This is a genomic window from Corynebacterium pacaense (assembly GCF_900169525.1).
Taxonomy (GTDB): Bacteria; Actinomycetota; Actinomycetes; order Mycobacteriales; family Mycobacteriaceae; genus Corynebacterium; species Corynebacterium pacaense.
Genome location: NZ_LT821239.1, coordinates 1204006 through 1219277 on the forward strand (window position 1 = coordinate 1204006; position 15272 = coordinate 1219277).

Consider the following 15272-nt stretch of genomic DNA (forward strand, 5'->3'; position numbering starts at 1 on the left):
CGAGAGCCGTATTGAGAAAGGCGAGACACATTTCCATGAGTTCAGAGTCAACACTGGAGGAATTCACCACCCCTGCCCAGTACACGGTCGGTGAGCACGAAACGTGCCTGAGCGCGCTGATCGACCAGGTCAGGGCCCGTCCCTACGGTATTCTCTTTTCCCGCCCTGCCAACTACGAGTGGGTCAATGTCACCGCCCAGGACTTTCTCGACGAGGTCTTCGAGGTGGCCAAGGGAATCATCTCCACAGGTGTCGCACAGGGTGACCGCGTGGCACTGCTGGCCAACACCCGCTACGAGTGGTCGGTTCTCGATTATGCGATCTGGGCCGCGGGTGCGGTCAGTGTGCCGATCTACAGCTCCTCCTCACTGTCACAGGTGCAGTGGATCATCGAGGACTCGGCGGCCGTGCTCGCCATCACGGAGACACCAGAGCACACCGATCTGATGAAGCACCTGGTCCATGATGAGGAGGGGACCCCCGGGCTGCGCGGATCGACCTCCCAGCTGCGCCGGATCCTGGAGATCAACTCCTCGGCCATGGACACCCTGAAGTTCGAGGGTCGCGGGCTTGACGACGCCCAGGTCTGGGAGCGCATCAACGCCACCAGGTCCGCTGACCTCGGCTCACTGGTGTACACCTCGGGCACCACGGGCAGGCCGAAGGGGTGCGAACTCACCCACGCCAACTGGCTCTCGGAGGTCCGCGCGCTGTTGACGCATCCCATCGGGGCGATCGCGGTCCCAGGGACCCGGGTCCTGACCTTCCTGCCCATGGCGCACGTGCTCGCCAGGGCGGTCTCCCTGGCCATGGCGATCGGGGGTTCCACCCAGTCACACTGGTCCGATTTCTCCACCATCGCCCTGGAATTCCAGCGTGCACGGCCGAACCTGATCCTCGGGGTGCCGAGGGTGTTTGAGAAGGTCCGGAACTCCGCGGCCGCAAATGCGGCCGAGGGTGGGCCGGTGCGGGCGGCACTGTTCGCCCGCGCGGAGCGGACCGCGATCGAATACTCCCGGGCGCTCGACACTGCGGAGGGACCCAACCGCGGATTGAAGACGGCCCACCGTTTCTTCGACCGGCTTGTCTACGGAAAGATCCGCGCCGCCGTGGGCAATGATGTCCAGTACTGCATCACCGGCGGTTCCGCGATGAGCCACGAGCTGCTGCACTTCTTCCGGGGACTCGGAATCCCGATATACGAGGGCTACGGATTGACCGAGACGGCGGCCGCGGCCGCGGTGGACTTCGAGGACCAGAAGATCGGCACCGTCGGCCGCCCCATGGGTGGCATGACCATCCGAATCAACAGTGACGGTGAGATCCTGCTCAAGGGCGAGATGCTGTTCAAGGGGTACTGGAACAATCCGGAGGCGACGGAGGAGGCGCTCCACGACGGCTGGTTCAACACCGGCGACCTGGGTGAGCTTCTGGAGTCGGGGCACCTTGTGATCACCGGCCGGAAGAAGGATCTCATCGTCACCGCCGGGGGCAAGAACGTCTCCCCGGGGCCGCTCGAGGACATCATCCGCGCGCATCCCATGATCAGTCAGGCGATGGTGGTCGGAGACGGCAAGCCCTTCGTCGGTCTCCTGGTCACCCTCGACCCCGACGCCCTGAAACGATGGAAGCTCAACCGGAACATTCCGGAGTCGCGCACCATCCAGGATCTCGCGGTCGATCCGGCCCTGCGTGCGGAGGTACAGGATGCGGTGAACAAGGCCAATGCCACGGTCTCGCATTCGGAGGCCATCAAGAAATTCTTCATCCTCGACACCGACCTCACCGAGGAGGCCGATGAACTGACGCCCACGCTGAAAGTCAAGCGCAACGTGGTGTACCGTCGCTACGCAGACGCCATCGAGCACATCTACCGGCGATGAGTACCCAGGTGCAGTTCGACTGGGACGGTTCCGCATGGAGCGCAGCCGAGGTCGGTGATGAACCGACCGTCTTCGCCTTCGGCGTGATGGACGGCTTCGCCTTCATCATCGCCGGCGGTTCCGGGGAGGAGTCGGAGTTTTTCACCCTGGGGTCCAATCCCGGCCTGGAGTACGGCGACCCGGAATGGATCTTCGCCCAGAATGATCCGGACCATGTGGTGGCCCGCATCGGTGCTCCCGCGGCGCGGGCGGTGGTGGACAGGTACCTGTCCAGGCTCGAGGATGAGGCGCCCAGGGGTCTGCCCCGCCGGATTCTGGATGAGATCGTCGGTGCGGCGGCACTCCCACCGCTGCCCTGGTGATCGGGATGGGGGTATTCCGGCGTGCCGGAACACTTTTCCAAGCGTTCTCCCATAAAGTCAGTGTCCGAAAGCATGAACCTTCAACCATCCGTTGAGGTTCTCTGTTCCTGAGAAGAAAGGACGGTGTGCAGGAGAGCATGGCCAACTCCATCGCGCAGTTACGCCACCGTGAACTGACCCAGGAAATCTACAATATCGGCGACGAGGTCGCGGAGTACATCGAACATCTCATGGAGGCCATCGCCGACTGGGATGTCGAGCTGGTGGAGGACTGCCTGGCGGAGTTCCGGGAGATCGCCACCGAGGCGGTCGCGGACTCCAGGATGGTGGTCGCCGAACTCGCCGGCCTGAGGCAGGCGCTGACCTCAGGGATCCGCAGGGGCACGGTCAGTGCACGCGCCTCGGTGGGGCACGGTGCGCCCCGCCCGGAGTCGATCACCGCGGCGGATCTGGAAAGGTGTTTCCCCATCGATGAGGGCCTCGTGGTGGTCCGTGACCTCGCGGACGCACTCAATGCGCGCAGCGAGGCGGTGCGTTCACGGCTGGGTGATTTCGTGGAGTGGATCCTGGCGCAGACGGAGGTCGCCGCCGGGGACCTGGACGCGCTGTCCCTGCCCCGCACCCACGCGCTGCTCGCCGAGGAGGTGGAAACCACGGTGGGGGCGTGGACGGAGTCGGTGGCGGTGTCAAATCCCGCCTATGTGCGTACCCGCAGGGGCGACAACCCGCCGGCGTTCCTCGCCGAGCGCGCACGTGTCGACGCCGTGGTGGCACGGGTGGCGAGCACCCTGCAGGGCAAGCGCGACGCCGTATCCTGAGAGGGAAGGTTCAGTTCCGGAAGAGTCCGGCCACGAAGGGGATCTGCGGCAGTCGGAACGCCAGCTCCGAGATGATCCGGACCAGGAGGTTCATGTCCTCGGTGTGCCTGGCCAGCTTCGGCCGGAGGTATTGGACGTTGACCTGGAAGGTGTCAATTTCCCGTCCATTCTCCGAGACGGTGAACACCGGGGACACCTCGGAGGCACCTGGGAAGAGGCGGGGAACGGTGACCAGAATCGACTGATCTTTCAGGACGCGGGTGGAGAACCCGGTGAAGGCGTCGGGGACACCGACGGTGATGTCGCCGACCGCATCCGTGCCCTCGAAGGGGACCACGATGGACTGCCCGGGCGTGCCGCTGGTGTTCTTCCACGGATCACTGTGCTCAACGGTGGTTTCAGTGGCATGGGAGGGAGCGACCTGCCCCGTCATGAGTGCCATCGACATGATGACAGCTAATCCCAACCGCTTCATAAGCTGCACTATAGCGGAATCTACATCTTTTTCACAGCCCGACGTGAAATGGGACCTTTTCGGAACAGGTACTATGCTTGCCGCATGTCAGTTTTCGGTGTCTATGTCCATGTGCCCTTCTGTTCGACGCGGTGCGGCTATTGCGACTTCAACACCTACACCGCGGGGGAGCTCGGCAGCTCCGCGGGCCCGGACACCTATCTGGATTCACTCGAAATGGAGCTGGAGATGGCCGTGGCCTCCCTCGATCCCGGCGACCGCCGTGCCGCGGAGACCGTGTTCATTGGTGGCGGCACCCCCTCGCTCCTGGGTGCCGACGGCCTCGGCCGGGTGCTCGGCGCGGTTCGGAACACCTTCGGTCTCGCCCCCGGTGCGGAGGTGACCACCGAATCCAACCCGGAGTCGACCTCACCGGAGTTCTTCGCTGACCTGCGTGAGGCCGGCTACACACGGGTGTCCCTGGGCATGCAGTCGGCGTCGTCACGCGTTCTCCGGGTTCTTAACCGCGCGCACACCCCGGGTCGGCCGATCGCGGCGGCCAGGGAGGCCAGGGCCGCCGGCTTCGAGCACGTCAACCTGGATATGATCTATGGAACCCCGACCGAGACCGATGATGATGTACGCGCCACCCTCGACGCCGTGATCGAGGCCGACGTGGACCATGTGTCGGCCTATTCCCTGATCGTCGAGGACGGTACGGCCATGGCGCGGAAGGTGCGCAGGGGCGAGCTGCCGGAACCGGATGAGGATGTCTACGCCGATCGCTACGGTCTGATCGATGACCACCTGCGCGCGCACGGCTTCGACTGGTACGAGGTCTCCAACTGGGCGAGGCCGGGCGGGGCCTGCCGCCACAACATGGGGTACTGGGTTGACGGGGACTGGTGGGGTGCCGGCCCCGGCGCCCATTCACACATCGGTGACCGCCGTTTCCACAACGTCAAACACCCGGCACGCTATTCGTCCATGATCTCCGCGGGCGAGCTGCCCATCGCGGAGGTCGAGGATCTCAGCGCGCTGGATCACCACACCGAGAGGGTGATGCTGGGTCTGCGTCTGAGGCAGGGGCTCCCGCTGGAGATCTTCCCGCCGGCCTCGCTGGAGGTCATCGCCGGGTACACCGGCACCGGGCTGCTCCACCGCACCGCGGGCAGGGTCGCGGTGACCGATGCGGGCCGCCTGCTCGCCGACGGTATCATCGCCGATATTCTGCTGGCGGGGGAGCGATAGTAGAGTACAACTCATGGTTAGTGCAACGGAGAAACGCAGGTACGAGGTTCTGCGCGCCATCGTCGCCGACTACATTGCCCTCCAGGATCCGGTGGGTTCCAAGGCACTCCTGGAGCGTCACCACCTCAATGTCAGTTCCGCGACGATCCGCAACGACATGTCGGTGCTCGAGACGGAGGGATACATCGTTCAGGAGCACGCGAGTTCCGGGCGGGTGCCCACCGAGAAGGGATACCGCCTTTTCGTGGACTCCATCCATGAGATCAAGCCCCTGTCGCTGGCGGAACGCAAAGCCATCATGGGTTTCCTCGAGGGTGGTGTGGACCTGGAGGATGTGCTGCGCCGCTCGGTGCAGCTGTTGTCGCAGTTGACCAGGCAGGCGGCAGTGGTGCAGCTGCCCACGCTGAAGACCTCCCGCGTCAAGCACTGCGAGGTGGTGCCTTTGTCACCGGTGCGGTTGCTGCTGGTGCTGATAACCGACACCGGGAGGGTGGAGCAGCGCAACGTCGAACTCGACGAGCCCCTGGGCCAGGAGAAGGTCAATGTGCTCAAGGAACTGCTCAACGGTGCCCTGGCGGAGAAGACACTTCACGACGCCTCGGTGGCGCTGGAGGAACTCGCCGAGAGAGCCCCGGCCGATATCCGGGCCACCATGGACAAGTGCCTGAGGGTCCTGCTGTCCACACTGGTGGAGCAGCCATCGGACCGGCTGATCCTGGCGGGGGCGTCCAACCTCATGCGCTTCCCCCGCGACATCGCCGCCAGTGTCCCCATGGTCCTCGAGGCCCTGGAGGAGCAGGTGGTCATGCTCAAGCTGCTGTCCAACGTCACCGATCTCAACCAGGTCAGTGTTCACATCGGTGAGGAGAACGAGGATGTGGAGCTGCGCAGCTCCTCGGTGGTGACCACCGGTTACGGATCCCAGGGCAACACACTCGGTGGACTGGGAGTGGTCGGTCCCACATACATGGACTATCCGGGAACAATCTCCAAGGTCTCAGCCGTTGCTAAGTATGTTGGGCGAGTTCTCGCGGGGGAGTAGTTCCCGGCTAGAATGGGCCTTTTGTCTGATCTGTTCGCCTAAATGAGAGTTAAAGGAAGAAACATCCACCGTGGCACGTGACTATTACGGCATTCTCGGAATCGACCGCAACGCAACCGAATCGGAGATCAAGAGGGCGTACCGGAAACTCGCCCGCAAGTACCACCCCGATGTCAACGGTGGCGAGGAGGCCGCGGAGAGATTCCGTGAGGTCTCCGTGGCCTATGAGGTGCTCACGGATGCGGACAAGCGCCGCATCGTCGACATGGGAGGCGATCCCATGGAGCAGAGCGGCGGGGCGGCCGGCGGTTACGGCGGTTTCGGCGGCGGCGGGCTGGGAGACATCTTTGACGCCTTCTTCGGCGGTGGCGCCGGAACCTCGCGGAGTCCGCGATCCCGCGTCCAGCCGGGTTCTGATACCCTGTGGCGCGCCTCCATCACCCTGGAGGAGGCCTTCACCGGGACGAAAAAGGAGATCACCCTGGACACCGCGGTGCTGTGCACCGTCTGCCACGGTTCCGGCTCGGCGAGCAATGCCGCCCCGGTGACCTGCGGCACCTGCCACGGTTCCGGTGAGATCCAGGAGGTGCAGCGCAGCTTCCTTGGCAATGTCATGACATCGCGGCCCTGCCACACCTGCAACGGCACCGGCGAGATCATCCCCGATCCCTGCCCGGAATGTGGCGGGGACGGTCGGGTCCGCGCACGCCGTGAGGTCACCGCGACGATTCCCGCCGGAATCCAGTCCGGGATGCGCATCCGGATGGCCAGCCAGGGCGAGGTCGGCCCCGGCGGCGGTCCGGCGGGCGACCTCTACGTGGAGGTCCAGATCCGTCCACACGCCGTGTTCACCCGCGACGGTGACAATCTGCACGCCAGCATCCGGGTGCCCATGATCGACGCCGCCCTCGGCGTGGAACTCGATGTGGAGAACCTCGTCGGTGATGAGGTCAGGGTCACCATCCCGGCCGGCACCCAGCCCAACCAGATGATCGTCTTCGCCGATGAGGGTATGCCGCGCCTACGCGCGGAGGGCAGGGGCGACCTGATCGCCCATGTCGATGTCATCGTTCCCACGGAACTGGATGAGACCACCCGGGAGCTGCTCGAACGGGTCCGCGACCACCGCGGCGACGGTGCCTCCGTGCACCGTGAGGACGATGAATCGACGGGGTTGTTCAACAAGATCAAGAACAAGTTCCGTAAGTAGCCATGTCGCTGCCCGTGTTCATTTCAGACACCGACGCGGACGTCGGTGAGTCGGTGGAGCTCGGCGGTGCCGAGGGCAGGCACGCCGTGACCGTCCGGCGCCTGCAGCCCGGTGAGAGGATCGTGCTTATCGACGGCCGCGGCGGCAGGCGCACCTGTGTGGTGCGCAGCACCGCGGGCAGGGACCGGCTCGGGCTGGTTGTTGAGTCCCTCGAGGTTGTGGCGGCGCCGGATCCCCGGGTCACGATCGTGCAGGCCATCCCGAAGGCGGAGCGTTCGGAACTGGCCGTGGACCTGCTGACGCAGGCTGGAGCGGATCGCATCGTGGCGTGGCAGGCCTCGCGCAGTATCGCAAGGTGGGCGGGCAAGGAGGCGAAATCCCTGGCCAAGTGGCAGGCGGCCGCGGAGGCGGCCGCCAAACAGGCACGGCGTGCGTTCATCCCGCAGGTCAGCGGGGTCGTCGGTGCCGCCGGCGTCGAAAAGCTCATCGCCGACGCCGATCTGGCGCTGATCCTGCACGAGGAGTCCAGCACACCGATCCGCGAGTTCACCTTCAGCGGTGAGGTGGTGGTGATCATCGGCCCCGAGGGCGGGGTCGCCCCGGAGGAGGTGGAGGCCTTCAGCGCCGCCGGTGCGCATCCGGTCCGGCTGGGTCCGGAGGTGCTGCGGACCGCCTCGGCGGGAATGGTCGCACTTTCAGCCATCGGCGTTTTGTCGCAGCGCTGGTAAAGTGACCCACAAAACTTATTGGAAAATCCCAGAAAGCAGGCAGATTCAGCACCTTGACCGCACAGCGAAGCACCCGCACCGACGTGGTCACCACCGTCTATGAGCTTGATCGTGAGCTGGCGCAGACGGTTCTGGGGATCACCGACGACAACCTGAAAGTGCTGGACAACCAGCTTGACTGCGATATTTTTGTAAGAGGGACCCGGGTCGAGCTCACCGGCCCGGCCCATGAGGTGTCCCGGGCCACCAAGATCTTCGATGAACTGCAATCCATCGCCAGACGGGGTCATGTGATCAGCCCGGACACCGTGAAGAGCGTGGTGGGGATTATCCGGGTGGAAACTCCGCAATCGGCCGCGGAGATCCTTTCCGGGGAGATCATAGCGCGCCGTGGCAGGGTCGTCCGCGCCAAGACCCTCGGGCAGAAGGAGTACGTCGACGCCATCGACGTCAACACCATCGTCTTCGGCCTCGGGCCGGCCGGTTCGGGCAAGACCTACCTCGCGGTGGCCAAGGCGGTCCAGGCCCTGCAGCTCAAGCAGGTCAGCCGGATCATTCTCACCCGTCCCGCCGTCGAGGCGGGGGAGAAGCTGGGATTCCTGCCGGGCACGCTCAATGACAAGATCGACCCCTACCTTCGTCCGCTCTATGATTCCCTGCGCGACATGCTGGAACCGGAGATGATCCCCAAGCTCATGGAGGCCGGGGTGATCGAGGTGGCGCCGCTGGCGTACATGCGCGGGCGCACGCTCAATGATGCCTTCGTGATCCTCGACGAGGCCCAGAACACCACCCCTGCGCAGATGAAGATGTTTCTTACCCGCCTGGGGTTCGGCTCGAAAATGGTGGTCACCGGCGATATCACGCAGGTGGACCTGCCCGGTGGGCAAAGATCCGGGCTGCGTCTGGTCCGGCACATTCTCCGCGGCGTGGATGATGTGCACTTTTCCGAGCTGACTTCCGGGGACGTGGTGCGCCACCAGCTCGTCGGAAGGATCGTCGACGCCTACCAGGACTATGAGGACCTCGAGGAGCTGCGCGCCGCCGAGCGCAAGCGTGCGCGGGCGGCCCTCCGTGAGAAAGCGACTGAGCAGTGAGCATCGAAGTTTTCAACGAGTCCGGATATGACGGCGTCAATGAGGAGATGCTCATCGATGTCCTCTCCTTCGCGCTCGGCGAGATGGATATCCACCCCGACGCGGAGGCTTCCATCCACATCGTGGACATGGACACCATCGCCGATCTGCATGTCAAGTGGCTCGACCTTGAGGGCCCCACCGATGTGATGAGCTTCCCCATGGATGAGCTCACCCCCGGCTACTCGCGCCCGGACGGCGCCACCCCGGGACCCGCGATGCTCGGCGATATCGTGCTGTGCCCGGAGTTTGCGCAGAAGCAGGCCCACAAGGCGGGTCACGGTCTCGGCCACGAGCTCGCCCTGCTCACGGTGCACGGCTGCCTCCACCTGCTGGGCTATGACCATGTGGAGCCGGCGCAGGAACGGGAGATGTTCGCCCTGCAGAATGAGCTTCTCGCCGATTGGTACGACAACGTGGAGGCCCGCGGAATCGAGTTTCAGACCAAGCCCTCGGGCCCCGGTGCCTTCCCCACCGCCTCCGAGCGTCTCGAGCTCGATCTGAGGCTTGATGCAGATGATCATGATGAATCCGAAGGTAAGTAAATAGATGGATGATCCCGTCATATGGTGGATGCCCGTCGCCATCATCGCCGCGCTGCTGCTCTCCGGATTGCTCGGGGCGGTGGAGTCCGCGGTGTCCGCGGTGTCGAGGGCCCGCGTCGAACAACTGCACAAGGATGATGAGCCGGGGGCCGCTGCGCTGCTCGGGGTGATCGACAACCGGGCGACCAACATCAACATCCTGGTGCTGCTGCGCACCCTGCTCGATGCGACCGCAGCCGTGCTCGCCGGTGCCGTCGCGGTGATGGAACTGGGCAATGACGGCGGGGCGATAGCCGGCGCCATCGTTGTGATCGCCCTGGTCACCTTCGCGGTCGTCGGAGTCTTCGCCCGCACCGTGGGACGGAAGAACCCCTACACCGTTTCGCTGCGCTCCGCCGTGGTCCTCGGTGTCGTGGCCAAGATCCTCGGCCCGCTGGCACGGCTGCTGATCTGGATCGGCAACATCCTCGCGCCCGGTCCGGGGTTCCGAAACGGCCCCTACGCCACCGAGGTGGAGCTGCGCGAGATGGTCGATATCGCCCAGGAGCACGGCGTCGTGGAGATGGAGGAGCGGCGCATGATCCAGTCTGTCTTCGATCTCGCCTCCACCACGGCACGCCAGGTGATGGTCCCGCGTCCGGAGATGATCTGGATCGAATCGGGGAAGTCCGCCGGGCAGGCCACCGCGCTGTGCGTGCGTTCGGGGCATTCGCGGATTCCGGTGATCGGGGAGAACGTCGATGACATCATCGGCATCATCTATCTCAAGGATCTGGTGCAGAAGACCTACTATGCGACCGACGGCGGGCGTTCGGTCACTGTCGACGAGGTCATGCGCGCACCCACCTTCGTCCCCGATTCGAAGTCCCTGGATGCCCTGCTCCAGGAGATGCAGGAACAGCACAACCACATCGCCATGCTCGTTGACGAGTACGGCGGTGTGGCCGGACTGATCTCCATCGAGGACATCCTCGAGGAGATCGTCGGCGAGATCGCCGATGAGTATGACAACAGTGAGGTCGCCCCCATCGAGGAGCTCGGGAAGCGCACCTACCGTGTGGTGTCCAGGCTGTCGCTTGAGGATCTCATCGAACTGATCAAGGACGAGCTCGATGAGGACCTGGTGTTCTCGGAGGAGATCGAGGATCAGGTGGATACCGTCGGCGGCCTGCTCGCCTTCGAACTCGGGAGGGTGCCGCTGCCCGGTGTTTCGGTGCGTACCTCCGGGCTGACCCTGACCGCGGAGGGCGCCAGAAACCGCCGTGGCCGGCTGCGGGTGCATTCCGTGGTGGTGGAGGTGGGAGATCTCAGTGTGGACGATGAGGACTGAGTCCGCGGTGCCGGCAGCGCCGGAACGATGCCCGGATTCCCGCATCGAGCGACTATGCTGGTAGATCAACCGTCAAATGAGATCTAGTAAGAGGATCAATGAGTTTTAGCGATACCCCGGAGGGTTTCCGTTCCGGTTTCGTCAGCTTCGTCGGACGCCCCAACACGGGCAAGTCCACGCTGACCAACGCGCTGGTGGGGGAGAAGATCGCGATCATCGCCGATCAGCCGGAGACCACCCGCCACCCCATCCGTGGCCTGGTGCACCGGGAGGACGCACAGATCATCGTGGTGGACACCCCGGGTCTGCACCGGCCGCGCACCCTGCTCGGCGAGCGGTTGAATGAATCCGTCAGGGACACCTACGCCGATGTGGATCTGATCGGTCTGACCATCCCCGCGAATGAGAAGATCGGTCCCGGCGACCGCTGGATCCTCGAGGCCGTCCGCACCGTCGCCCCGCGGACGCCGATCGTGGGCATCATCACCAAGATCGACAGGGTCAGCCGCGATGAGGTCGCCGCCCAGTTGATGGCGGTGCACGAGCTTCTCGACGGACGCTCCGAGGTTGTCCCCGTATCCGCCGCCACAGGCGAGGGGGTGGACGTCCTCTCCGACGTCATCGCCGGGCTTCTTCCCGAGGGGCCGAAGTTCTACCCCGATGACCACGTCACCGACGAGGACAGGGACACCAGGATCGCCGAGGCCATCCGCGAGGCGGCCCTTTCCGGGCTCAAGGAAGAGCTCCCGCACTCGGTCGCGGTGGAGGTCGATGAGATCCTGCCGGATCCCGAGCGGGAGAACACCCTGAGCGTCCATGCGATACTCTACGTCGAGCGTCCCGGTCAAAAGGACATCATCACCGGTTTCAAGGGGCAGCGGCTGGGCCGGATCATCCACAACTCCCGTCTGGAGATCATCAGGATCCTGGGCCAGAACGTCTACCTCGATCTGCGTATCAAGGTGCTCAAGAACTGGCAGTCCGATCCCAAGGCCCTGAACCGACTGGGTTTCTAGGGAGCCGGGTGCGCAGGGGCAGTTACCGGGACCGCGCGCTGGTGGTGCGGACCCATGACTTCGGTGAGGCCGACCGCATCATCGTGCTGCTGACCAGGGAACACGGAATCGTTCGCGGTGTGGCCAAGGGCGTACGCAGGGCCAAGTCGCGCTTCGGCTCCCGCCTGCAGCTCTTCGTCGAACTCGATGTCCAGCTCTACCCGGGCCGGAATCTGGCCACGATCTCGGGCGCCGACACCGTCGGCTACTACGCCTCGGGGATCATCGACGATTTCATCCGCTATTCCTGTGCCTCCGCAGTCCTGGAGATCGCCGCGCAGATCAGCGACGGCGATCCCGAGCTTTTCGACGCCACCACCGGCACCCTGCAGGACCTGCAGGGTGCCCGCGAACCGCTGCTGCTCCTGGATGCCTACATGCTGCGGGCGATGGATCACGCGGGCTGGGCACCCAGCCTGTTCAACTGCGCCCAGTGCTCCCGTCCGGGGCCGCACAACGCCTTCCACCCTGGTGCCGGTGGGGCGGTGTGCCTCTACTGCCGCCCACAGGGCAGCGCGGAGGTGCAGCCGGAGGTTCTGCACATGATGTGGCTGCTCGCACGGGGCGATCAGTCCGAGGTGCTCCGCCGCCGCCCGGAGATGATCCCCACCATCCACCGCCTGACAACCGCGCATCTGCAGTGGCATCTGGAGCGCAGGCTGCCAACCCTGGCGGTCCTGGATCAGGCGTAGTGGGTGCGGGTCAACGGGCATGGCACAATAGTGACTTGTGAGTGAACTTGTACCACCGAACATCCCCGCGAAATTCCTCCCCGGACACATTGCCCTGGTGATGGACGGCAATGGCCGCTGGGCCACCGACCGCGGGCTCAAGCGCACCGAGGGGCATCGGCGCGGGGAGGCGGTGCTCCTCGACGTTGTGGATGCCTGCCTGGCCCTGGGGATCCCCTATCTCTCCGCCTACGCCTTCTCCACGGAGAACTGGCGACGCTCCACGGATGAGGTCCGCTTTCTCATGGGATTCAACCGCGACGTGCTGCGCCGGCAGCGCGATGGACTCAACGAGAAGGGGGTCCGGGTGCGCTGGGTGGGCAGGCGGCCGCGGCTGTGGCGTTCGGTGATCCGCGAGCTGGAAATCGCAGAGGATCTGACCAGGGACAACACGAGGATGACGCTGGCGATGTGCGTCAACTACGGTTCCCGCGCGGAAATCGTGGACGCCGCGAAGGAGATCGCGCGGCAGGCCGCGGCCGGGGAGCTCCGCCCGGAGCAGATCACCGAGAAGACCTTCCCGGACTTCCTCGACGAGCCGGACATGCCCGATGTGGATCTGTTTCTCCGGCCCTCGGGGGAGAAGCGCATCTCCAACTTCCTGCTGTGGCAGTCGGCCTATGCGGAAATGGTCTACCAGGACAAACTCTTTCCCGACTTCACCCCGCAGGACCTGTTCGCGGCGGTCGAGGAGTATGCGCGCCGTGACCGACGGTTCGGAAGCGCGTAGATTGAAGCGGATGTCCAACGGAGGTAACCGAGTGTGGAGAAGGAAATCGCAGTGAACACCAGTGCACCGACACCGGCGCAGATCAGGAGATGGCAGCAGTATCTGGCCAATGAGCGGGCCGAGGCCAGTGTCTACCGTCAGCTCGCGCACCGGCGCAGCGGGGAGGAGCGGGATATCCTCCTGCGCATCGCCGAGGCCGAGTCCCGCCATGAGCGCTACTGGGAGGACAAACTCGGGGATGCGGCGCAGAGTATCCCGCGCGCGGATCTGAGAACCCGGATGCTCGCGGTACTCGCCCGCCGATTCGGTTCGGTCTTCTCCCTGGCGCTGATGCAGTCCGCGGAGTCGCGGAGCCCCTATGCCGACGATGAGGACGCCTCCGGACAGATCAGTGCCGATGAACGGATTCACGCGGAGGTTGTCCGGGGACTGGCCAGCAGGGGAAGGGAGCGGATGAGCGGTACCTTCCGCGCTGCGGTCTTCGGGGCGAATGACGGACTGGTTTCCAACCTCGCGCTGGTTCTCGGCGTTATGGCCAGTGGCGTATCGCCGCAGGTGGTGCTGGTCACAGGTGTCTCGGGTCTACTTTCCGGTGCCTTGTCGATGGCGGCTGGCGAGTACATCTCGGTGAAGTCGCAGAATGAGCTGCTCGAGGCCTCCGCACCAAATCCCGATATCACCTCAGCGCTGCCCGAGCTCGATGTCAACGCAAATGAACTGGAACTGGTGTACCGGGCGCGGGGTATGAGCCAGGAGGCGGCGAGCCAACGTGCGAGCCAGGTGTTCGCCGGTCTCCAGCGGGCCCACGGTGAGGAAGCCCCGGAGCTGATCGAGAAGCCCGCCGAACACGGGACGATGAGTTCCGCGCGTTCGGCCGCGCTGTCGAGCTTCATCTTCTTCGCCTCCGGTGCACTGATCCCGATCCTGCCGTTCATTTTCGGTGCGACGGGACTGACCGGTGGAGTGATCTCGCTGGTACTGGTCGGATTGGCGCTGCTGTGCACCGGTGGGATCACCGGTGTGCTGTCCGGCAAGCCCCCGACCATGCGGGCACTCCGGCAGCTGGGAATCGGCTACGGTGCGGCCGCCGTGACCTATGTTCTGGGGCTGGTTTTCGGCACGGTGATCGGCTAGCCGCGCCCCGCAGGGGTGTCCCCGCTCAATCGGTGGGGGTTGACGTAAGCCACGTCACAGTACATGATGGTCACCATGAACCTGTCTGACAGCTGGACACCCCAACAGCATGCGATCCACCGGACCAGTGCAGCCGAGGAGGTCTTCGTCGCCCTGCGTGCGGCGATCGAGGCCGCGGACATGCCCCTCGGCGCAAAACTGGGCTCGGAGGCGGCACTGGCACGGGCGTACGGGGTCAGTCGCTCCGTGGTCAGGGAGGCGCTGCGTTCCTGCGCGGCGCTGGGACTGACCCGTACCGAAACGGGACGGGGCACCTTCGTCATCTCCCGCACCCCGACCAGGGGTCTGGTGCTGGGAAACTACTCCGCCAGCGATCTCTACGAGGCACGCCCTCACATCGAGATCCCCGCGGCCCGGCTCGCCGCGGAACGCAGGAGCGAGGCGGACGTGGAGCATCTGTTCGGCCTCATTGAGCACATGGAGGTCGAGGAGGATTCCGCCCCCTGGGTCGAGCTGGACACCGAGTTCCACGCCTCCGTCGCCCGTGCCAGCCGCAACTCCGTGTTCAAGCAGGTGGTCGGGGATATCCGGGAATCACTCGCCAGGCAGTCCGAGACCGTCAACCTCGTGGCGGGCAGACGGGAGCCCTCCAATATCGAGCACCGCGCGATCGTCGAGGCCATCGCCGCCGGGGAACCCGATGCCGCGGCAGCGGCGATGGCCAGGCACCTCTCCGCGGTCCAGGTCATAGTTGACGCCATCGTGAGTACCGCGGACGCCGGTGAGCGGCACGCGACCCCGGTGAAAGCGCACAGAAGTGCAACGCCCAAGGATCCGACCCCTCCCACCGTTCAAGGATGACA

Annotated in this window: 16 protein-coding genes; 15 read left to right on the forward strand and 1 reads right to left on the reverse strand. The window is 64.9% G+C overall.

Translation table 11 applies throughout. The annotated features are described in order from the left end of the window. The first annotated feature begins 35 nt into the window (after positions 1-35). The 3 genes from B7E02_RS05745 (at position 36) to B7E02_RS05755 (ending at position 3063) form a co-directional block, all read left to right on the forward strand. Complete coding sequence (locus tag B7E02_RS05745; protein ID WP_080793863.1) at positions 36-1883, forward strand: AMP-dependent synthetase/ligase; 1848 nt, start codon at positions 36-38, stop codon at positions 1881-1883. Next, complete coding sequence (locus B7E02_RS05750) at positions 1880-2245, forward strand: hypothetical protein (protein ID WP_080793865.1); 366 nt, start codon at positions 1880-1882, stop codon at positions 2243-2245. Before B7E02_RS05745 ends, B7E02_RS05750 begins: the two co-directional genes overlap by 4 nt. 137 nt (positions 2246-2382) lie before the next feature. After that, on the forward strand, positions 2383-3063 hold the full coding sequence (locus tag B7E02_RS05755) for a hypothetical protein (RefSeq protein WP_080793866.1): 681 nt from the start codon (positions 2383-2385) through the stop codon (positions 3061-3063). A 10-nt stretch (positions 3064-3073) separates the two neighbouring features. Here B7E02_RS05755 and B7E02_RS05760 read toward each other — a convergent pair whose 3' ends face one another. Continuing rightward, positions 3074-3511: a hypothetical protein gene (locus tag B7E02_RS05760; protein WP_080793868.1), complete on the reverse strand. Its 438-nt coding sequence runs from the start codon at positions 3509-3511 to the stop codon at positions 3074-3076. A 111-nt stretch (positions 3512-3622) separates the two neighbouring features. Between B7E02_RS05760 and hemW the strand changes: the two genes are divergently transcribed. The 12 genes from hemW to B7E02_RS05820 all read left to right on the forward strand — a co-directional run bounded on the left by hemW (position 3623) and on the right by B7E02_RS05820 (position 15270). Then, a complete protein-coding gene (gene hemW, locus B7E02_RS05765) occupies positions 3623-4768 on the forward strand; it encodes a radical SAM family heme chaperone HemW (protein ID WP_080793869.1) in 1146 nt (381 codons plus the stop codon). A 13-nt stretch (positions 4769-4781) separates the two neighbouring features. Continuing rightward, positions 4782-5810, forward strand: coding sequence for a heat-inducible transcriptional repressor HrcA (gene hrcA, locus B7E02_RS05770; RefSeq protein ID WP_080793871.1), 1029 nt, complete (start codon positions 4782-4784; stop codon positions 5808-5810). Between the two features lie 70 nt (positions 5811-5880). Further along, a complete protein-coding gene (gene dnaJ, locus B7E02_RS05775; RefSeq protein WP_080793873.1) occupies positions 5881-7020 on the forward strand; it encodes a molecular chaperone DnaJ in 1140 nt (379 codons plus the stop codon). Between the two features lie 2 nt (positions 7021-7022). Further along, on the forward strand, positions 7023-7748 hold the full coding sequence (locus B7E02_RS05780) for a 16S rRNA (uracil(1498)-N(3))-methyltransferase (RefSeq protein WP_080793875.1): 726 nt from the start codon (positions 7023-7025) through the stop codon (positions 7746-7748). Between the two features lie 83 nt (positions 7749-7831). Continuing rightward, the gene (locus B7E02_RS05785) at positions 7832-8845 is read left to right on the forward strand and encodes a PhoH family protein (RefSeq protein ID WP_425429788.1); all 1014 of its coding nucleotides are present in this window, start codon (positions 7832-7834) and stop codon (positions 8843-8845) included. Beyond that, positions 8842-9429 (forward strand): rRNA maturation RNase YbeY, encoded by a 588-nt coding sequence (ybeY, locus tag B7E02_RS05790; RefSeq protein ID WP_080793881.1) that lies wholly within the window; start codon positions 8842-8844, stop codon positions 9427-9429. The genes B7E02_RS05785 and ybeY overlap by 4 nt, the downstream gene beginning before the upstream one ends. Before the next feature lie 4 nt (positions 9430-9433). Continuing rightward, positions 9434-10759, forward strand: coding sequence for a hemolysin family protein (locus B7E02_RS05795; protein ID WP_080793885.1), 1326 nt, complete (start codon positions 9434-9436; stop codon positions 10757-10759). 98 nt (positions 10760-10857) lie between these two features. Then, positions 10858-11775 carry a GTPase Era gene (era, locus tag B7E02_RS05800; RefSeq protein WP_080793887.1) on the forward strand — a complete coding sequence of 306 codons (918 nt, stop codon included), beginning with the start codon at positions 10858-10860 and terminating at the stop codon, positions 11773-11775. A gap of 8 nt (positions 11776-11783) precedes the next feature. After that, positions 11784-12506, forward strand: a complete 723-nt coding sequence (gene recO / locus B7E02_RS05805; protein WP_080793889.1) for a DNA repair protein RecO — start codon at positions 11784-11786, stop codon at positions 12504-12506. 37 nt (positions 12507-12543) lie between these two features. Next, a complete protein-coding gene (locus B7E02_RS05810; RefSeq protein WP_080793892.1) occupies positions 12544-13275 on the forward strand; it encodes an isoprenyl transferase in 732 nt (243 codons plus the stop codon). A gap of 51 nt (positions 13276-13326) precedes the next feature. Further along, positions 13327-14409: a VIT1/CCC1 transporter family protein gene (locus tag B7E02_RS05815; RefSeq protein WP_080793894.1), complete on the forward strand. Its 1083-nt coding sequence runs from the start codon at positions 13327-13329 to the stop codon at positions 14407-14409. Positions 14410-14472: 63 nt separating this feature from the next. Beyond that, the gene (locus B7E02_RS05820) at positions 14473-15270 is read left to right on the forward strand and encodes a FadR/GntR family transcriptional regulator (protein ID WP_080793896.1); all 798 of its coding nucleotides are present in this window, start codon (positions 14473-14475) and stop codon (positions 15268-15270) included. Positions 15271-15272: the final 2 nt, after the last annotated feature.